This window comes from Nonomuraea sp. NPDC050451 (assembly GCF_044458585.1).
This window is the reverse complement of record NZ_JBITHZ010000007.1, coordinates 257,850-276,448: the sequence shown is the minus strand read 5'-3', so window position 1 is coordinate 276,448 and position 18,599 is coordinate 257,850. Positions and strand designations below refer to the sequence as shown.

At 69.4% G+C, this 18,599-nt stretch carries 19 protein-coding genes; 10 read left to right on the top strand and 9 right to left on the bottom strand.

Annotation, left to right across the window (positions count from 1 at the left end; translation table 11 throughout):
- Positions 1 to 50 precede the first annotated feature (50 nt).
- Complete coding sequence (locus ACIBI9_RS24300) at positions 51 to 1,397, bottom strand: NERD domain-containing protein (protein WP_397224492.1); 1,347 nt, start codon at positions 1,395 to 1,397, stop codon at positions 51 to 53.
- Positions 1,398 to 1,458: 61 nt separating this feature from the next.
- Here ACIBI9_RS24300 and ACIBI9_RS24295 point away from each other — a divergent pair, with 61 nt between their 5' ends.
- Positions 1,459 to 2,076: a type 1 glutamine amidotransferase family protein gene (locus ACIBI9_RS24295; RefSeq protein WP_397224490.1), complete on the top strand. Its 618-nt coding sequence runs from the start codon at positions 1,459 to 1,461 to the stop codon at positions 2,074 to 2,076.
- Positions 2,073 to 2,519 carry a MarR family winged helix-turn-helix transcriptional regulator gene (locus tag ACIBI9_RS24290; RefSeq protein ID WP_397224488.1) on the top strand — a complete coding sequence of 149 codons (447 nt, stop codon included), beginning with the start codon at positions 2,073 to 2,075 and terminating at the stop codon, positions 2,517 to 2,519. Before ACIBI9_RS24295 ends, ACIBI9_RS24290 begins: the two co-directional genes overlap by 4 nt.
- A gap of 9 nt (positions 2,520 to 2,528) precedes the next feature.
- Here the strand turns inward: ACIBI9_RS24290 and ACIBI9_RS24285 are convergent, their stop codons facing one another.
- Together ACIBI9_RS24285 and ACIBI9_RS24280 are read right to left on the bottom strand one after the other, a co-directional pair.
- On the bottom strand, positions 2,529 to 2,735 hold the full coding sequence (locus ACIBI9_RS24285) for a hypothetical protein (RefSeq protein ID WP_397224486.1): 207 nt from the start codon (positions 2,733 to 2,735) through the stop codon (positions 2,529 to 2,531).
- Positions 2,736 to 2,746: 11 nt separating this feature from the next.
- Positions 2,747 to 3,211, bottom strand: a complete 465-nt coding sequence (locus ACIBI9_RS24280) for a hypothetical protein (protein WP_397224484.1) — start codon at positions 3,209 to 3,211, stop codon at positions 2,747 to 2,749.
- A 406-nt stretch (positions 3,212 to 3,617) separates the two neighbouring features.
- On the opposite strand from ACIBI9_RS24280, the gene ACIBI9_RS24275 reads away from it, so the two are divergent.
- Positions 3,618 to 3,884 carry a hypothetical protein gene (locus ACIBI9_RS24275; protein ID WP_397224482.1) on the top strand — a complete coding sequence of 89 codons (267 nt, stop codon included), beginning with the start codon at positions 3,618 to 3,620 and terminating at the stop codon, positions 3,882 to 3,884.
- Between the two features lie 149 nt (positions 3,885 to 4,033).
- Here ACIBI9_RS24275 and ACIBI9_RS24270 read toward each other — a convergent pair whose 3' ends face one another.
- Positions 4,034 to 4,504 (bottom strand): C40 family peptidase, encoded by a 471-nt coding sequence (locus ACIBI9_RS24270; protein WP_397224480.1) that lies wholly within the window; start codon positions 4,502 to 4,504, stop codon positions 4,034 to 4,036.
- Positions 4,505 to 4,982: 478 nt separating this feature from the next.
- Here ACIBI9_RS24270 and ACIBI9_RS24265 point away from each other — a divergent pair, with 478 nt between their 5' ends.
- A complete protein-coding gene (locus tag ACIBI9_RS24265; RefSeq protein ID WP_363977835.1) occupies positions 4,983 to 5,249 on the top strand; it encodes a hypothetical protein in 267 nt (88 codons plus the stop codon).
- A gap of 274 nt (positions 5,250 to 5,523) precedes the next feature.
- Entirely contained in the window at positions 5,524 to 5,865 is a 342-nt protein-coding gene (locus ACIBI9_RS24260; protein WP_397224478.1) for an STAS domain-containing protein, read from the top strand.
- On the opposite strand, the gene ACIBI9_RS24255 is transcribed toward ACIBI9_RS24260, so the two are convergent.
- The 4 genes from ACIBI9_RS24255 to ACIBI9_RS24240 all read right to left on the bottom strand — a co-directional run bounded on the left by ACIBI9_RS24255 (position 5,850) and on the right by ACIBI9_RS24240 (position 11,517).
- Complete coding sequence (locus ACIBI9_RS24255; protein WP_397224476.1) at positions 5,850 to 7,997, bottom strand: germacradienol/geosmin synthase; 2,148 nt, start codon at positions 7,995 to 7,997, stop codon at positions 5,850 to 5,852. The two genes, ACIBI9_RS24260 and ACIBI9_RS24255, sit on opposite strands and share 16 nt — an antisense overlap.
- A gap of 68 nt (positions 7,998 to 8,065) precedes the next feature.
- Positions 8,066 to 9,484, bottom strand: a complete 1,419-nt coding sequence (locus ACIBI9_RS24250) for a family 2B encapsulin nanocompartment shell protein (protein WP_397224474.1) — start codon at positions 9,482 to 9,484, stop codon at positions 8,066 to 8,068.
- 30 nt (positions 9,485 to 9,514) lie between these two features.
- A complete protein-coding gene (locus tag ACIBI9_RS24245; protein ID WP_397224472.1) occupies positions 9,515 to 10,456 on the bottom strand; it encodes a 4-hydroxy-3-methylbut-2-enyl diphosphate reductase in 942 nt (313 codons plus the stop codon).
- Between the two features lie 11 nt (positions 10,457 to 10,467).
- Positions 10,468 to 11,517 (bottom strand): polyprenyl synthetase family protein, encoded by a 1,050-nt coding sequence (locus ACIBI9_RS24240; RefSeq protein ID WP_397224470.1) that lies wholly within the window; start codon positions 11,515 to 11,517, stop codon positions 10,468 to 10,470.
- Positions 11,518 to 11,711: 194 nt separating this feature from the next.
- On the opposite strand from ACIBI9_RS24240, the gene ACIBI9_RS24235 reads away from it, so the two are divergent.
- The 5 genes from ACIBI9_RS24235 (at position 11,712) to ACIBI9_RS24215 (ending at position 15,904) form a co-directional block, all read left to right on the top strand.
- Positions 11,712 to 12,893: a zinc-dependent alcohol dehydrogenase gene (locus ACIBI9_RS24235; RefSeq protein WP_397224468.1), complete on the top strand. Its 1,182-nt coding sequence runs from the start codon at positions 11,712 to 11,714 to the stop codon at positions 12,891 to 12,893.
- A 52-nt stretch (positions 12,894 to 12,945) separates the two neighbouring features.
- Positions 12,946 to 14,001, top strand: coding sequence for an NAD-dependent epimerase/dehydratase family protein (locus ACIBI9_RS24230; protein WP_397224466.1), 1,056 nt, complete (start codon positions 12,946 to 12,948; stop codon positions 13,999 to 14,001).
- Positions 14,002 to 14,085: 84 nt separating this feature from the next.
- Positions 14,086 to 14,556 carry an ATP-binding protein gene (locus ACIBI9_RS24225; protein WP_397224464.1) on the top strand — a complete coding sequence of 157 codons (471 nt, stop codon included), beginning with the start codon at positions 14,086 to 14,088 and terminating at the stop codon, positions 14,554 to 14,556.
- Positions 14,557 to 14,601: 45 nt separating this feature from the next.
- Positions 14,602 to 15,501, top strand: coding sequence for a dihydropteroate synthase (gene folP / locus ACIBI9_RS24220; protein ID WP_397224462.1), 900 nt, complete (start codon positions 14,602 to 14,604; stop codon positions 15,499 to 15,501).
- A 10-nt stretch (positions 15,502 to 15,511) separates the two neighbouring features.
- Positions 15,512 to 15,904, top strand: a complete 393-nt coding sequence (locus tag ACIBI9_RS24215; protein ID WP_397224460.1) for a DUF1992 domain-containing protein — start codon at positions 15,512 to 15,514, stop codon at positions 15,902 to 15,904.
- Between the two features lie 130 nt (positions 15,905 to 16,034).
- Here the strand turns inward: ACIBI9_RS24215 and ACIBI9_RS24210 are convergent, their stop codons facing one another.
- Complete coding sequence (locus ACIBI9_RS24210) at positions 16,035 to 18,383, bottom strand: glycoside hydrolase family 6 protein (protein WP_397224458.1); 2,349 nt, start codon at positions 18,381 to 18,383, stop codon at positions 16,035 to 16,037.
- Between the last annotated feature and the right edge of the window lie 216 nt (positions 18,384 to 18,599).

The following is an 18,599-nucleotide window of genomic DNA, read 5'->3' as shown; positions in this document are numbered from 1 at the left end:
GGTCGCTCGTGAGCCGGGCGGATCATCTTCAACGGGACGCAGTTGTATGGTCATGAGCGGGACACTAGACGACGTACCAGTCGCTTGAGGCGGGACTCCTGGAGCGGCGCGCTCTCAAGGGCGTCGAGGGCCTCCGCGGCGGTCGGGCGCTTGGCCGGGGAGTGGTCGAGCATCCTGCGTACGACCTCCGGCACGTCGGGGCCGTGGGCGTCGGCGCTCGTCGGGAACTGGCCGGTGAGCAGCTGGTAGGCGATCGCGCCGGCCGCGTAGACGTCGGAGGCGGTCGTCATGAGGTCGGGCCGCTCCTGGCACTCGGGCGCCACGTAGTGCGCGTCGAGCACGTTGCCCAGCTCGTGGGCCACGGTGTAGTTGCGCGGGCCCGGCTTGGCGTAGTCGAACCCGGTCAGCACCGCATGCCCGTCGTCGGTCACCAGGACGGAGGCCGGGGTCAGCGCCCGGTGGACGACGCCGTGGGCGTGGGCGTGCGCCAGCCCGCGCAGCAGGTCCTGGATCACGCCCAGCCGGGCGCCCTTGCCCAGCGACAGCTGCAGCGTCTCGCCGTGCACGTCGTCCAGCACCAGCACGAACCGGCTCTCGTCGTCGATGGCGAAGAAGTCGCGCGAGCGCACCACGCACGGGTGCGGGGGGATCCTGGCCAGGGTCTGGTACGCGTTGGCGATGCGCTGCCGCTCGGCCGCCCGCGCGTGGTGGTCGGCCAGCGGGTCGGCCTGGTAGACGCGCAGCAGCACGGTCTCGCTGCCCGGCAGCGTGGCGTTGAACGCGCGGTATTCGGTGATCTTGGTGTCGCCGCCGAGCTGCTCCTCGACCTCCCAGTTGCCGAACCTCGGCGGCGCGGTGCTGCGGCGTACGGTCTGGTTGAGCGCGTCGAGGATCGCGGTGAGGTACGGCTTGGTGTCCGGGCTGCAGCCGCGCCTGACCCTGGAGACGTCGCTCAGCGTGGCGAGCAGGCCGGGCAGGTCGGTGACGTTGATCGCGTCGCGCCCGGCCGGGTCGATCAGCTCGGCGTCGGGCGAGGAGAGCACGACCAGGCTGTCGACGTAGACCCGCTCCAGCTGGGTGGCCTTGGACACCAGCAGGCCCTTCAGCGCCTTGGCGGTGCCCCGCAGCTTGGCCACGGGGGAGCCGAACGCCTCCCTGCGCGGCGGGAACCAGCGGGTGCCCGACACCTCGATGCGGCCCCTGGTGCCCTTGACGTCGACGATCACGATCGAGTGGCCGGTGAGCACGATCAGGTCGACCTCGAAGACGTCGTGGCCGCGCGGAAGCTCGATGTTGTGCAGCAGCAGCCAGTCGGCGGGCGCCTGGTCGCGCAGATAAGCGATCACCCGCCGTTCGGCGTCGTTGACCGGACGTCCCCCGCCGACGATCTCTGCCATGAGGAGTATCCTCCCACGATTGCGCATTGACAGTATGTTGTCGTAATGACAAGATGTTGTCATGAAGGGAATCGTGCACCACGCCGTTTACGACACGTTCGCCGACTGGGAGACCGGTCACGCCACCGCGCACCTGCGCAACGGGCGCTACCAGCGCGAGCCGGGCGGCTACGAGATCGTCACCGTGGGCCTGACCACGGATCCCGTCGTCAGCATGGGCGGGCTGCGCGTCACCCCTGACCTGGCGCTCGACCAGCTCTCGCCCGACTCCAGCGCGCTGCTCATCCTGCCCGGGGCCGACCTTTGGGACATGGGCCCGTCGCTGACGCCGTTCGCCACCAAGGCCGGGGAGTTCCTGGACGCGGGGGTGCCGGTGGCGGCCATCTGCGGCGCGACCGCCGGGCTCGCCCGCGAAGGGCTCCTGGACTCGCGCGACCACACGAGCGCGGTGGTGCAGTATCTGCAGGCGCAGGACGGTTACGCGGGCGCCAAGCACTACCTCGACCGGGACGCGGTGCTCGGGGGCGACCTCATCACGGCAGGGCCCACGGAGCCGGTGGCGTTCGCGCGGGAGATCTTCCGCCGGCTCGACATCTACCGTCCGGAGGTGCTGGACGCGTGGTTCCGGTTGTTCGGGAGCAGCGACGCGTCGGCGTTCGAGGTGTTGATGGCGGCATGACCGAGACGGCGGAGTTGCTCTCGGGCCTGGCGCTGGGCTCGTTCCGGCTCAACGGGCAGTTCCTGCAGGTGGCGGAGGGGCTGGCCCGCCCGGCGGGGATGACGGCGGCCTGGTGGCAGGTGCTCGGGGCGGTCCTGCGGGAGCCGCTCCCGGTGGCGGGGGTGGCCCGCGTCATGGGGATGACCAGGCAGGGGGTGCAGCGGATCGCCGACCTGCTGGTGGAGCGGGGGCTGGCCGAATACCAGCCCAACCCGGCGCACCGGCGCGCCAAGCTCCTCCAGCCCACGGCCACCGGGCGCGCGGCCATCGCCCAGATCACCCCCGGCCACCAGGCCTTCGCCGATCGGCTGGTGGAGGCGCTGGGGGCGGACGTGGCCCGCGACTGCCTCACCGCCCTCCACCACCTCTCCACCACCCTCGACCACCTCACCACCCCCTCGTAACCGAGCTGCTCACCGACGGCCGGTGTGGCGCTTGGGGACGGCGGTGGGGCCCCGAAGCGGCGTGCGGGCGTCCTTAGGGCCGTGCGCGGCGTCGTCCGTGCGGGCGTCCTTCGGGCCGTCGTCCTTCGGGCGCGCGTCCTGGGCACCCTTCCCCGCGGTGGGACGTGGGCGGCCGACGGCGGGGTGGAATTCATGGTCGTTTTTGTGTTCCGCCACCCACTCGGCCGTCACCGGAGTTTGCGGCGGGGTTTGAAGACGGAGAGTGTGGCCGCGGTCATCAGCATGGCGATCTGTGTCCCCAGTGCGGCCACCTGCCCCCACTGGCGGATGGCGGGGACGGCGGCGCCGCCTTCGGTGGCGGTCACCATTCCCTCGGGGTCGAACAGGAACATGCCCACGCAGATCACGGCCACCAGGAGTACGAGCTTGGCCGCCACCCAGTAATAGCGAAACAGCCCCCAATGGCTGGTCAGACCCAGCGTGATGCCGCTGATCAATGCGATGAGGCTGAGCGGTATGCCGCCCGCGAAGACCAAGGCGGGCATCAGCCGATAGGCCGCGTGCGCCAGCCCGGCGTCCTTTGTCAGGGCCGCCGCCGTATTCAGCACGACCAGGCCCCACACCTCGCCGACCAGCGCGACGGACGCGATGACGTGGATAACCATGACCGTCTTGCGGATACGCGGCCGCATCGATCTCACCTCCGCATTGAGTGAACTCGCCGGCCATCCTCGCCGCTTTGTTCGCCCGGCACGTCAGCCCCCGGAGGGCACTCCGGGTACGCCGGGAGGCGTAGGAGCGCTTCTCAAGTTTCGGGCGATCGTTTCCTAAACGGCAGTGCAGGATCGACCCGTCATGTGCGAGAAGAGCCAAAACGAATCCCGTTGAAAGGGCTCAGAACTCCGGGAGTGAGTCGCGTTCCGGCGACGGGCGTGAAAAACCCGTGCCAAGAAAACGAGGTGTCGCCTTGACCACGAGGAGGGCTTTTTGAGTTGCAGTTCCGGCCGCCTGCCGCGATGGTTATTTCCGGCACCTCACAGCCCTGCACAAACGACTAGGCGCTGGAATTCCGGCGCCGATCCATGGAGGAAAGCACACATGATCCGTCGAATTCTGGCCGGTGCAGCAATCGCGGCCACCGCGTTCGGCTTCTCCGCAACGGGAGCCTCGGCCAGCGTCGGCCCCAACCCGCACAACAGCGGACAGTCCATCCTGAGTCAGCTGAGCGCACTGGACGACCTGACCGCGCTCAACGACGTCCTCAACGACTCCGTGAAGTACGTCGACATCCTGACCCTCCTCCACCTGCAGGACATCGATGCCAACATCCTGAACAACCAGGAGAACACGGGCGACAACAACTGACGGCTCCTCTCGTGGCGTAGGCAGGAAGCCGATCGGCGGTTCCCGGGAGGGGATTCCGCCCGGCCAAGGTCGTCTTCCTGGTGCCTTGAGGTGAACCGCAAAAACGGGCCCGGTGCGCACCGAGCTCGCCGTTCCGCGGCCCAGGTCGATCACTGCAGGACGACCTGGGCCGCGTGGCCGTTCACGGCGGCGGAGCTCGGGGCGTCGCCGTCGTCCGGGGTCGCGGAGCTCAGCGCGTGGCCGTTCATCCCGGCGTTGCTCGGCCGGACCACGCCGAGGATGGTACGCCTGCCGAGCGGGTCCACCCGTATGGATTGGCCGGTGTACGGGGCGTGCACCATCCGCGTCGCGTCCACGACGATGCCGACGTGCTCGGGCCCGGGACTGTGAGAGTTGTTGTCGAAGAAGACCAGATCCCCCGGCTCCGCCCGCTCCTTGGGTATCCGGATCCCGGAGCGCCACTGCTCCCGCGTGGTCGAGCCGATCGACACCCCCGCCCGCGCCCACGCGTATTCCGTGAGCCCCGAGCAGTCGAATCCCCACGTCCTGGCGCCTCTGCCGGTGCCGAACCCGGGGCCGTTCACCCCGCCGCCGCCCCACGAGTACGGGACGCCGATCATCTCTATCGCCGCACGTACCGCGATCGCTCCGCCCGCCGATCGCTGGGCGACCGCGGGAATGGCCGGAACGGCGCACAGAATCGCCGGTGCCAGTGCTATTGGCAGTAGCCGCCGTGTTCCATTCATGACATATTCAGCGCTCCCGTCGACGCGCCTCCGCCGGCCCGTTCTCCCGATAACATTCCTCCTTCTCTATGGCGATAAAACGGACTTTGGCCATACGGGGTGTCCGTATGGCCATAAGCTGAAAAACTGCCCCCGCACCACCCCAGGGCAAATCCGGTCTAGTCGTATATATCCGGACGATCCATGATCAACAATCAAGGAAATGCTGCGCGCATTTGACTCCGGCTTAGCACAGTCGGGTTGCGACCCGTCGAGACGTCGCGAGAATGTTATTCCTGGAATCTCGCAGCCCGGTGCGAGTGATTCAGATGACGCGCATCCCGCGCCAATTCCGACGAAGGAGAAACAAGAAATGATGCGTCGCATTCTCGCTGGTGCAGCGATCGCGGGTTGCCTGCTCGGGTTCTCGGCAACGAGCGCCTCCGCCGACGTCGGTCCCAACGCGTTCAACAAGAAGCAGCAGATCCTCAGCCAGCTGAGCCTGCTCGACGACCTCACGCTGGCCAACGACGTCCTCAACGACTCCGTGAAGTACATCGACGCCGCGACCATCGGTCACCTGCAGGACCTCGACATCAACCTGCTCAACAACCAGTCCCACGTGGGCGACAACAACTGAGCGCGCACGCCTGACGTGAGGGCGCTCCGGTAGCCACGGCCCCCGTGGCGGCACCTTACCGGAGCGCTCCCCGGGCCGGCGAGGCACCGTTTCGAGTCGGATCATCCGCAGCAGTCAAGGGCACGGCCATGCCGTGCCCTTCATAATTTCCCCGTAATTCGGTCATTTTCCGGCGAAAATTACATAGCCAAACATACTTCGTGTAACCTGGGTTTTGGTTATTTGCCAGAGCAGGATTACACCCCCAGAGCGTGCGTGTTGGGGGGCGAAGAGCGTGAGCGTCCAAGAGCGGTTGCTCTACCAGGATGGGCAGCTGACGATCACGGTGCGCGCGGCGCCCGGACCGCCGTCTGTCGCGCTGGTCGGCGAGATCGACGCCTCCAACAGTCCCGCGGTGGCCGGCACCCTGGAGGGCTGCCGCCAGGGCGCGTACATCGTCGTCGACACGGGTGAGCTGACCTTCATCGACGTCTCCGGCCTGCGGGTGCTCGTCATGCCCATGCTGCCGCCCGCGGAGCGGTGGATCCGCCTGCACAACGTCACGCCGTACCAGCGGCGACTGCTCCGCATGATGGGCTGGTTCTACGAGCCCCGTACCCATCACCTGCCCGCGTAGGCCCCCGAGGTGCCGAGACCGGTCGGCCCGCCCAGCCGCCGCTCGGGCACCCGGTTGTGGCGGCGCAGCGAGTCCTCGTCGAACCGGGAGCAGTTGTGGTGCCAGTGGAACACCCCGGCCACCCAGTTGCGCAGCCCGTCCACGAACGCGTCGAGGTCCCGCCGGGTTTCCTCGTCGAGGCCGAGGTCGTCGCACAAGATCGGCAGCTCCTGCTTGACGATGTGCTGGAACTGGCCCATCCGCGAGGCCTGCAGGTCGGTCACGATGCCGAGCGCCGTCGGGTAGTCGCAGTCGAAGAAGTGCTGCACCACCAGGATGCCGTTGTGCAGGTCCCCCTCGAACTCGATCTCCTTCTGATAGGAGAAGACGTCGTTGATCAGCGTCCCGCAGTCGGCGACGGTGTTCTCCAGCGACCGGATCGGCCCGCTCTCGCGCAGCTCACGGGGGAGCCGCCGGCCGTGCCGCAGCCGGGTGAAACCCATGGTCAGATCGCTGCCGGCGGCCTGCCTGCGCATCTCCATGAAGTCGACGGGGTCGGGGATGCGGTTGGCGAACTGGTTGCCCAGCTCCCACAGCCAGGCGAGGCACGTGCTCTCGACCGCCTCGCGCAGCTCGCGGCGCCCCTCCGGCGACATCGGCCCCACCGTACGCGCCCAGACGTCGGCCAGGCCCCGCTCCAGGACGCTCGCGGGCGGCGGCGCGGGCGAGCCGTCCAGCGGCATGAACGCCGAGAACCGCTCCACCGCGATCCTGGCCGCCGCGAGGTTGCGTGACCGACCGAAGACGGCCGGGAAATAGTCGTCCGCGTACGTGCCCCACGCCATCCAGTACGACCCCAGGTCCAGCTCCTCGGGATCGCCGTCGGGATGCATGCCCGCGACGCACAGAGGCAGGTCGAGGTCGACCAGCCGCCCCTCGTCCCACACGGTCGAGTCGAGCATCCCCATCTCCCCGCACCAGGCCACGGTGTTGCGCCGGGCGGCGTCGAGATGGGGCGACAGCCGGACCTGGAAGGGCACGTACAGATCGGGGATCCGGGAGGGCCCCACCCGCTGGTACGGCATGTACGTGAAGTTACGCAGCCGCTTGGCCCCCAGCAGGTTGACGATCGACGGCATGCCCAGCGGCTTGCGGGCGGCGACCCGCTGGTTCATGTACCGGCTGGAGCGCAGGTGCCACTCGTGACCGCCCGACTGCCAGTCCTGCAGCCCCTTGACGTAGGCCAGCACGCCGGCCGCCGTGAGCGGGTCGACGCCGTACTCCACGAACAGCGGGCCCAGCTCGCCCAGCGCCGTGTGCTCGAACTGCTGCAGCCGTGAGGTCAGCAGGTCGTTGACCGCGTCCGCGGCCTCCTGCGTGCCGCACCCCAGGAACTTCTCCAGGACCAGCACGCCGTTGCTCAGCTCGCCCTCGTCCCCGACCTCCCGCTCGTACGAGAACAGGTCGTTACGCAGGTGAACCGCGTCCGAGAAGGCGTCCTTCAGCACCCGCAGCGGCCGGGTGCCGGCGAGCCGGGCGGGCACCTCGGCGCCCACCGCGTGCTCGACGAGCCCCGCCGACCAGGGAGCCCCGCCGACCTTGCGGCGCATCTCGATGTACTCGACCGGGTTGGCCACCCGCCCCCGGTTGATGTTGGCCAGCTCCCAGAGGGACTCGTTCAGCAGGTTTCCGGTGCTCTCGGCGAAGCGCGCCCGCCAGTCCGCGGACCTGCTGGGCACCGTACGCACCCACAGGTCGGCCAGGCCCGCCTCGACCGGGTTGGTGGGCTCGGGCATGGTCAGGTCATCGCCCATCGGCATGAACTGCGCGATCCGGTCGAGATACGCCTTGCTGCCCGCCAGGTCGCCGGTGCGCTTGAAGACCTCCAGGAAGTGGTCGTCGAAGAAGAAGACCCACACGTACCAGTCGGTGATCAGGCAGAGCTCGACGGCGTCGCAGTCGGGGTGCGTGTACGCGCACAGCAGCGCGTAGTCGTGGGCGTCGAGATCGGCCTCCTCCCAGATGCCCGAGCCTTCGGACATGCCCAGCTCGCGCGCCCACTGTCTGGAGTGCGCGCGAGCCTCTTCGAGATGCGGGTTCAGCCGAGCCGGATACGGCATGTAGAAGTCCGGCAGTTCGAACGGCTGGCTCATGGCAACTCCTTCAGGTAAGTACTCGGCCGGCACCGCGCGCAGGCGGTGCCGGCCGTCCGGTCCCTCGCTCAGCCGTTCCTGCCGACCTCGACGTCCTCCAGCACGCCGAGCGCGTCAGGCACGAGCACCGCCAGCGAGTAGTACGCACTCACCAGGTAGGAGATGACCGCCTTCTCGTTGATGTTCATGAACCGGACCGACAGGCTCGGTTGGTACTCGTCGGGGATGCCGGTCTGGTGCAGGCCGACGACGCCCTGGTTCTCCTGGCCGGTACGCATGAGCAGGAACGACGTCGTGTACGTGGAGGAGATGGGGATCTTGTTGCACGGGAAGATCGGGATGCCCCGCCAGGCCGGCACCTTGTGCCCGAAGGCCTCGATGGACTGCGGGTAGACGCCGCGCTTGCTGCACTCCCGGCCGAAGGCCGCGATGGCCTGCGGGTGCGCCAGGAAGAACGCCGGGTCCTTCCACACGGTGGCCAGCAGGTCGTCGAGGTCGTCGGGGGTGGGACGGCCGGAGCGGGTGCGGATGCGCTGGCTGAAGTCGGCGTTGTGGAGCAGGCCGAACTCCTTGTTGTTGACCATCTCGTGTTCCTGCCGCTCGCGCAGGGCCTCGATGGTGAGGCGGAGCTGCTGGTCGAGCTGGCTCATCGGCTGGTTGTACAGGTCGGAGACCCGGGTGTGCACCCGCAGGACCGTCTGCGCCACGCTCAGCTCATATTCGCGCGGGCTCTGCTCGTAGTCCACGAACGTGCCGGGCAGCACGGGCTCGCCGCTGTGGCCGGCCGCCATGTCGATCGCGGCTTCGCCGTAGTCGTTGTGGGCGTGCTCCCCGCTCGCGGCAAGCCACTGGTCCAGGTGCTCGCGCAGGCCGGGCGCCTGCTCGGCGAGCTGCTCGAAGTCCTGCCGGGACAGCGTGAGAACGGTGGTCTTGGTCTTGGCCCGCGCGGTGAAGTCGAAACGGCCGCCCTCCGTCAGTGTCGCCTCACCGAGATAGTCGCCGTCGGCCAGGACGCCGAGGTTCTGCTCGTCGCCGTACGCGCCGCGGCTCACCTTGGCCACCCGGCCATGGGCGATCAGCACCAGCCGGTCAACGGGGCGGCCCTCGGAGACGATCTCCTCGCCGGCCTCCACCTCCCGCTGGGCGAAACGATCGGCCAGCGCCCCCAGCACCTCCGTGTCGTCGAAGCCGCGCAGCATGGGCAGCTCGGTCAGCTCCGCAGGGATGACCCGCACGTCCGAACCGGTCGTGCTGAACGTGATGCGGCCGTCACCCAGCTCGTACGTCAGCCGCCGGTTGACCCGGAACACACCGCCCGAGCACTGCACCCACGGCAACAGCCGCAGCAGCCAGCGGGAGGTGATCTCCTGCATCTGCGGCGCCGTCTTGGTCGTGGTCGAGAGCTGTCTGGCGGCCTCGGTGCTGAGGCTGAGCTGTCCGTTGCCGTTGACGGCCTCGGGTGTGGTCGGGTTCGTCGTTTCGGTCATCGTGCTGCACCACCAATCTGGGTTTGGGACCTAGCCGGGGTTGCGGGTGGATCGGATTTCGAGCGGCAGGGAGAACGTGAGGGTCTCCTCGGTCACGGTCACCGGCTCCACGTCGTCGTATCCGTGGGCGGCGAGCCAGCCGAGTAAGTCCCCGACCAGCCGCTCGGGGACGGAGGCGCCGGAGCTGACCCCGACGGTGCGCACGCCGTCGAGCCAGCGCTCGTCGGCGTCGGCGGCCCGGTCGACCAGGTAGGCCGCGCCGGCGCCCGCGCCGAGGGCCACTTCGACCAGCCGCCGCGAGTTGGACGAGTTGGCGGAGCCGACGACGATGACCAGCTCGCACCGCGGGGCGATCCTGGTGATCGCCTCCTGGCGGTTCTGGCTGGCGTAGCAGATGTCGTCGCTGGGCGGGTCTACCAGCTGGGGGAAGCGTTTGCGCAGCTCGGCGACGGCCTGCATGGTCTCGTCGACGGCCAGCGTGGTCTGCGACAGCCAGCTCATCGGGCGCGAGCCGCTCGCCGTCACCTCGTCCGGCCTGGCCGGGTCCACGACGTGGATGCGGTCGGGGGCCTCGCCGAACGTGCCCTCGACCTCCTCGTGCTCGGCGTGGCCGATGAGCACGATCTCGTAGCCCGCCCCGGCCATGCGTACGGCCTCTTTGTGGACCTTCGTGACCAGCGGGCACGTGGCGTCGATCGTCCGCAGGCCGCGCAGCCCCGCCTCGTCCTTCACCGCCGGCGCGACGCCGTGGGCGGAGAAGACGACCAGCGAGCCGTCGGGGACCTCGTCGAGCTCCTCGACGAAGATCGCGCCGCGCCGGGTGAGGTCGTCGACCACGTACGTGTTGTGGACGATCTGTTTGCGCACGTAGACCGGTGGACCGAAGCGTCTCAACGCCTCTTCGACGGTGCTGATCGCACGCTCGACGCCCGCGCAGAAGCCGCGCGGGGCCGCGAGAAGTACCTGTCCCATCGGGGAACCCCCTACTTGGTGCGGTGCGCGAGCTGGTCGGCCAGCACGGCCAGCGCTCTCGCCGCCTCCGGCTCCATCCGCGCCGCGGCCAGCGCCGTCACGGCCTCGCGCACGCGGTCTTCGATCATTTCCTCGACCTCGGCCAGCGCTCCCGTGTCGCGCAGGATCTGCCGCACCTCTTCGGCGCGCTCCTCGGTCAGCTCCGGGTTGCCGTGCCAGCTCCTGAGATGGGTGAGCTGGGCGGGCGTGGCCAGCCGTACGGCGTGCGCGACGAGCACGGTGTGCTTGCCCTCGCGCAGGTCGTCCAGGGCCGACTTGCCGGTCTCCGACTCCTGGCCGAACGTGCCGAGCACGTCGTCGCGCAGCTGGAACGCCTCGCCCAGCGGCAGGCCGAAGCGCGAGTAGGACTCCAGCAGCTCCAGTGAGGCCCCGGCCAGCGCGCCACCGATCTGCAGCGGCCGCTCGACGGTGTACTTGGCGGTCTTGAAGCGGATCACCGTGAGCGCCTCGTCCACGCTCGCGCCCGAGCGGAGCTGGGCCAGGACGTCGAGGTACTGGCCGCTGATGACCTCGGTGCGCATGGTGTCGAACACGTGGTGCGCGGCCCGCAGCCGGTGCGGCTCCACGCCGCACGACGACAACATGGTGTCGGACCAGGCCAGGCTGAGTGTGCCGAGCAGGATGCCGCCCGCCTGCCCGAACGCGTCCGAGCCCGGGCCGCGGTGCAGCCCGGCCAGGCTCCTGTGCACGGTGGCCCGCCCGCGCCGCAGCTCGCTGCCGTCCATGATGTCGTCGTGGATGAGCAGGCCGGCGTGGCACAGCTCCAAGGACGCGGCGGCGGTGATGATCTCGTCGCCGTCACCTCCGCCGGCGCCCCGCCAGCCCCAGTAGCACAGCTGCGGCCTGATGCGCTTGCCGCCGTTGAGGACGAAGTCGGTGAGCAGCTGGTACGCCGCCTCGACGTCGGGGTCGTCGACGGGAGCTCGCCAGGTCTCGAGGAAACCGGCCAGGCGGCGGTCGATGCGTGATCCAACGTTGTGCTGAGTGAAGCTCACCGGCATGCGCGCGGCTCCTTCTGTCAGGCGTCAGCTACCAATAGTTACTCACCCAATACGGAGCGTGTAAAGCACTTTGGTGTTGAGCGTTCGCCCTTTGCCGCGGTCCTGGCGTGTCGGGAGGCCGCCCAGAGTCGCCGCCGGTTTGATGGCTTATGCGGGGGTATGCGGCATTTGTGCCCCTTTCGTAAGGAGACACCATGAAGGCAGTCACCTGGCACGGCAAGCGCGACATACGGGTCGAGGAGGTTCCCGACCCGGTCATCAAGGAGCCCAACGACGCGATCATCAGGGTCACCAGCGCCGGGATCTGCGGCTCCGACCTCCACCTGTACGAGGTCCTCGGGCCGTTCATGGCCGAGGGCGACATCCTCGGGCACGAGCCCATGGGAGTCGTCGAAGAGGTCGGCTCCGCGATCGAGAACATCAGGCCGGGCGACCGCGTGGTCATCCCGTTCAACATCTCCTGCGGCCACTGCCACATGTGCGACATGCAGCTCTACGCGCAGTGCGAGACCACGCAGGTGCGCGAGCAGGGCACCGGAGCGGCCCTGTACGGCTACACCAAGCTCTACGGCCAGGTGCCCGGCGGGCAGGCCCAGTACCTGCGGGTGCCCGAGGCGCAGTTCGGCCCGATCAAGGTGCCCGACGGGCCGCCGGACGAGCGCTTCATCTACCTGTCCGACGTGCTGCCGACCGCCTGGCAGGCCGTCGAGTACGCGGAGCTCCCCGAGGGCGGCAGCGTCACGGTCTTCGGCCTCGGCCCGATCGGCCAGATGTGCTGCCGCATCGCCCGCCACCTCGGCTACCGGGTGATCGGCGTGGACGGCGTCACGCAGCGACTGGAGATGGCCCGCCGATACGGCGCCGAGGTCATCGACGCGAGCGAGATCACCGACGTCCCCGAGGAGATCCGCCAGCGGACCTCCGGGCGCGGCACGGACTCCGTCATCGACGCGGTCGGCATGGAGGCCCACGGCTCCCCTGCCGCCAGACTCGCCCAGACGCTCACCACGATGCTGCCGGGCGCGGTGGCCGCGCCGCTCATGTCGCACACGGGCGTCGACCGCCTCTCCGCCCTCAACCAGGCCATCGACTGCGTACGGCGCGGCGGCGTCATCTCCGTCGTCGGCACTTACGGGGGCATGACGGACCCCATGCCCATGCTGCGCATGTTCGACAAGGGCATCACGATGCGGATGGGGCAGGCCCATGTCCGGCGGTGGACCGGCGCGCTGATGCCGCTGGTGACCGACGAGTCGGATCCGCTCGGCGTGATGGACCTCGCCACCCATCGGATGCCCCTGGAACAGGCGCCCATGGCGTACGAGATGTTCCAGAAGAAGTCCGACGGAGCCGTCAAGATCCTGCTCCAGCCATAATCTGGCAGGTCATAGGGGTTTCGCTGCCCGATCGGCGGGCAGCGAAGCACCCATGAGAGTCGTCGTGGTGGGGGCAACCGGGAACGTCGGCACCAGCGTGGTACGTGCGCTGGCCGCCGACGACGGCGTGACCTCGATCGTCGGGGTCGCCCGTCGGCTGCCCGGGTGGCGGATCGACCGCACCGATTGGCGGCAGGCGGACGTCGCGACCGCGGATCTGACGCGGATCTTCGACGGGGCGGACGCCGTCGTCCATCTCGCGTGGCTGTTCCAGCCCACCAGGGACCCGGCGACGACCTGGCGGGCGAACGTGCTCGGCAGCATGCGCGTCTTCCGCGCCGTCGCCGAGGCGGGGGTGCCCGCGCTCGTCCACGCCTCTTCCGTGGGCGCGTACTCACCGGGGCCCAAGGACCGGGCGGTGGACGAGAGCTGGCCCACGCACGGCTGGCCGGGGACCGCGTACGGGCGGGAGAAGGCGTACGTCGAGCGGGTGCTCGACGTCTTCGAACACGATCACCCGAGCATCCGGGTGGTGCGGATGCGGCCGGGGTTCGTCTTCCAGCGGGCGGCCGCCACCGAGCAGCGCAGGCTGTTCGGCGGGCCGTTCGTGCCGGGATGGCTGATCAAGGAGGGGCGGGTCCCGTTCGTGCCCGACATCCCGGGCCTGCGGCTGCAGGCGCTGCACGCGGAGGACGCGGCGGAGGCGTACCTGCTGGCCGTCACCAAGGACGTGCGGGGGGCGTTCAACCTCGCCGCCGCGCCCGTGCTCGACCCGCCCGACCTGGCCAAGCTGCTCGGCACCCGTACGGTCCCGGTCTCGCCCACCGTGGCCAGGACGGTCATGGCGGCGGCCTGGCACATGCGGCTCCTGCCGGCCGCGCCCGGCCTGCTGGACCTGGTCCTGCGGGCCCCGATCATGAAGACCGACCGCGCCAGGGACGTGCTGGGGTGGACGCCGCGGCACCCGTCGTGGGAGGCCATGCGGGAGCTGTTCGAGGGGCTGCACGACGGGGCCGGCATGGACACCGCGCCGCTGGCCCCCGACGGCGGGCCCGTAGGCCGCGTCAAGGAGCTCGCCGCCGGTGTCGGTGGGGCGTCCGGGGTGTAAGTCGTCTCCTCCGGGGGAACGTGACACACGACGCGAGGTCCTGAAGCGCAAAAGCCGCCCTGTCGGACGACACGGAGGGAGCGCATGCGGACCCTGATGGCTCAGCCCTTCACCCTTGACGACGTCACCAGGCTGCGCCGCGCCGTGGCCGAGTGCGCCAGGAACTGCGGGCTGAGCAGCCCTCGGCTGGACGACTTCGTCCTGGCCGTGCACGAGAGCGTCGTCAACGCCGTGGAGCACGGGGGCGGGCATGGGTACTTCAAGCTGTGGACGGTGAACGGCGTCATCCGCTCGGAGACGTCCGACGAGGGGGTGGGCATCCCCGACGGGTACGTCAACGGCAGCACCAGCCCGCTCGACCTCGCCCAGGGCGGCAGGGGGATCTACCTCATCCGCCGGCTGTGCGACACGGCCGACTTCGACACCGGTCCCGAGGGGACGACGGTCCTGCTCACGATGCGGCTGCCGACCGGGCCCGATCGCGCGGCCCACGAGGCCATGAAACGCATCCGCGTGATGGCCGGCTGCCGCCCCTTCGGCCGCTTCACCGCCTGACCCCCGCCCCGTCCCGGGCGGTTGAGGGGCAGGTAGGCTCACTACGTGAGCGGCGAAGCGCTTTCCCCCGGGATCATCTCGCCCGTCCGGCGCATCGGGCGGCGGGAGTTCGATTTCGCGCGTCAGGTCGCCATCATGGCCATCGTCAACAGGACGCCCAACTCCTTCCACGACCAGGGCCGTACGTTCGAGCTCGACAGCGCCGTGGCGGCGGCGTGCCGGGCCGTGGACGACGGGGCCGACTGGGTGGACATCGGCGGGTTCGCCTTCAGCGCCGCTCAGACGCAGATCGGTCCGGACGAGGAGATCGACAGGGTCGCCCCGGTCATCGCCGACGTCAGAAAGGCCACCGACGCCGTCATCTCCGTCGACACCCACCGGCCCGAGGTGGCGCGGGCGGCCGTCGAGGCGGGCGCGGACGTGATCAACGACACCAACGGCCTGCGCGAGCCCGGCATGGCGGAGTTCGCCGCCAAGTCCGGCGTCAGCGTGATCGTCACGCACAGCCTCGGCGGCCCGGGCAGGCGCGTCTTCCGGCCGAGCTACCGGGACGTCGTCTCCGAGGTGGCCGGCTACCTGCGCGAGCGGGTCGCGTACGCGCTGGAGGCCGGGATCGCCCCTGACAAGATCGTCATCGACCCCGGCCACGACCTGAACAAGAACACCTTCCACTCCCTGGAGCTCACCCGGCGGCTGGAGGAGATCACCGCGATCGGCTACCCGACGCTGGTGGCCCTGTCCAACAAGGACTTCATCGGCGAGACGCTCGACCGGCCCCAGGGGGAGCGGACGGAGGGCACGATCGCCGCCAACGTCTTCTCGATCGTCAAGGGCGCCCGCATCCTGCGGGTGCACGACGTGGCCGCCACGGTCGCGTCCGTACGCATGACCGAGGCCATGCTCGGCTGGCGTGGCCCGCTGACCCCCAGTCACAACCTGGCCTGAGGAGGCCGTCTTGACCGAGCGGAAACCCCTGGGCATGCCGTTCGAGAGCTGGGTCGACCGGCAGATCCGCGAGGCGCAGGAGCGCGGCGAGTTCGACGACCTGCCCGGGGCCGGGAAGCCGCTGCCGAACCGGCCGCACGACGACATGTGGTGGATCAAGCAGAAGATCGAGAGCGAAGGGCTGTCGATGCCCCTGCCGCCCACGCTGGCGCTGCGCAAGCAGGCGGAGGAGGCGCTGGCCGACGCGCGCGGAGCCAGGTCGGAGACCGAGGTGCGGCGGATCCTCGGCGAGATCAACCAGAAGATCCGCGATGCGATCAGGACGGGGCTGTCCGGCCCGCCGCTCAACCTGATGCCCTTCGACGTCGACGAGATCGTCTCGGAGTGGCGCAGAAGTAGGTGAAGGGGCCCCGCGTACGGGGCCCCTTCGGGTGTTCGAGGGACCCGGGTCAGGCGGGTCCCTCCGAGAGACCCGGGTCAGGCGGGTCGCTCGGGCTCATGCCGGGGGCGATGGCCCCCGGCCCTGACTGTCGTCAGTTGACGGGCGGGTAGGCGTTCCTCAGCAGCTCCTGGAACTGCGCCGAGAACCAGCGCCCCGACAGCGGCGAGTTGGGCAGCGCGCCGCTCAGGTTGTTGCCGTTGAGGTTGTTGCCGTGGTAGGTCGGGTCGCACATCCGGTCGAACTTCTTGCCCTCGTCGTTCGGGATGTCCGAGCTGGCGCCGTCCGACTCGCCCGGAGGCTTGATCCAGACGTAGGCGTCGAACCCGGCCGCCGGGTTGGCGGTCGGCCGCGCGCCCAGGCCGGCACCGCTCTGGTTGCACCAGTTGCCGGCGTGGATGCGGCGGTCGGTACGCGACTGGTTGACGAACTCGTCCACGTTGGTCGAGGTGCTCGGCCCGCTCGGGCGGGCGGTGCCGCCCCAGCCGTTGCGCGAGGTGTCGATCAGCATGCCGAGCCCGTTCCTGAAGCCCTTGGAGATGAGGGCGCTGCGCAGGGCGGTGGCGAACGACTGCTCGTCGACGTACCAGTTCCAGTCGACCCACTTGGACTGCCGGATCGAGGTGTTGTTCACCATCGTGTTGATGGTGAAGTACGGCTCGGTGGTCGCGCCGTAGTTGGCGGTGTTGACGATGAAGCCGTCCACGCTGTCCACACCGGCGGTGGCGCCGGCCACGGTGTTGTAGAAGAGATTGACCGTCGGGTTGAAGTTCGAGTCCCAGCCGAGCCAGGCGTGGTGGGCGGCGTCGACGTAGGTGTAGACGTTGGTGATGGCGTGCAGCTTGTTCAGCGCGTAGCGGACGCCGTCGACGTAGGCGCCAGTCGAGTTGGCCTCGGCGCACTTGGCGAAGCTGAGGTTGGTGACCAGGTTGGGCAGCGAGTCGGGCTCGATGATCGTGACGATGCGCAGGTTCGAGTACGCGGAGTCGCTCATGATCGCCGCGATCGGGTCGATGTACTCGGCCTTGTAGCGGTTGAGCCCGTTCTCGGCGATGAGCAGCTCGCCGTTGGAGGCCAGCGCCGAGCAGTCGCGGTTGGGCAGGTCGTAGATGACGAACTGGACGGTCAGCGGCGTGGAGCCGTTGGCGGCGTCCTGCCTGACGGCCTCGTCCAGGTGGGCGCGCAGGCCCATGGCGGAGGAGGAGCCGGCGATGGCCGCGATGCGGTCCAGCCAGACGGCGGTGGAGGTGTTGGCCACCGCGGAGCCGCCGGGCTCGGCCTGGGCCTTGGCCTTCCAGTCGGGGTTGACGTAGCCGGTGGCGCCGGCGTACGGGTTCTCGACGTGGCCGCCGGGGGTGCCGCCGTCGTTGTCGGCCTCGGTGGCGGTGACCGTCCTGGAGGTCAGGCCGGTCGAGGCGACGGTGACGGTGCGGCTGCCGTTGGCCGTGTCGGAGTCCTCGGAGGCGGCCAGGGTGACCGTCTGCGGGGTGTTCCAGTTGGACGGCGTGAAGGTGAGGCTGCCGCCGCTGGAGACGGTGATGTTGGTGTCGCCGGTGCCCGCCGTCGAGGTGACGGTCACGTTCGAGGTCGGCGCGGCGGCCAGGCGCACGGTGTACGTGGCGGTGGCGCCCTCGGGCACGGTCACCGCGGTCGGCGTCACGATGATCGACTGCTCCACCACGGCGTCGTCGTCCACCTCGGTGGCGGAGACCGTGGCCGGGGTGACGCCGGTGCCGCCGACGGTGAAGGAGGCGGTGCCCGCGGTCGTGTCGGAGTCCTGGGCCGCGGCCAGGGTGACGGTCTGGGCGGTGTTCCAGTTGGACGGGGTGAAGGTCAGTGAGCCGCCCGAGCTGACGGACAGGTCGGTGTCACCGCTGGCCCGCGTCGTGGTGACGGTCACGTTGGCAGACGGCGCGGAGGAGAGCTTGGCCGTGAACGTGGCCGTGCCGCCCTCGTTCACCGCGACCGAGCTGGCCGAGGTGACCACCGACGGGGTGGTCGGGTTACCGCCACCACAGGTGACCCCGTTCACGGTGAACGTGGTCGGGCTCGGGTTGCTGCCGGTCCAGGTGCCGTTGAAGCCGATGGAGACCGAGCCGCCGGTGCCCAGGCTGCCGTTGTACGGCATGTTCGTCCCGGTCACACGGGTGCCCGACTGGCTCCAGTTGGCCCCCCAGCCCGTCGGGGTGTACTTCTGACCTGTGGTCGGGAAGTCGAAGCCCAGGTTCCACGAGGTGATGGGGTCACCGGTGTTCTTCAACGTGATGCTCGCGGTGAAACCGCCCTGGCCGGGGCTGCTCGTCCACGAATTGGCAGAGTAGGTCACGTCGCAGGCGACGGCGGCGTTGGCGGCCGTGCTCTGGCCGACGACGAGCCCTAAGGCCGCGACACTCGCGGCGGTCACGGTCACGGCCCATTTGCGGAGGCCGCGTTGGAGTCTCACGAGCGATCATCTCCAGTGTTAGAGGGCTGGGAGCGCTCCCATGGTCTGCCGTGGTTCCATCCGTGTACAGAGGGCGATGCTCGCGGAGGTGTCCGCCGCCCCGCATGCTCGTTGAATGCCCCGGAACGCGGATGAAACTTTCATCCCGGGCACCCTGGTGAGAGGAAACACGGGGGTTACCGAACCGCCATTCCGTTGACATACGCGTTGGGGCAC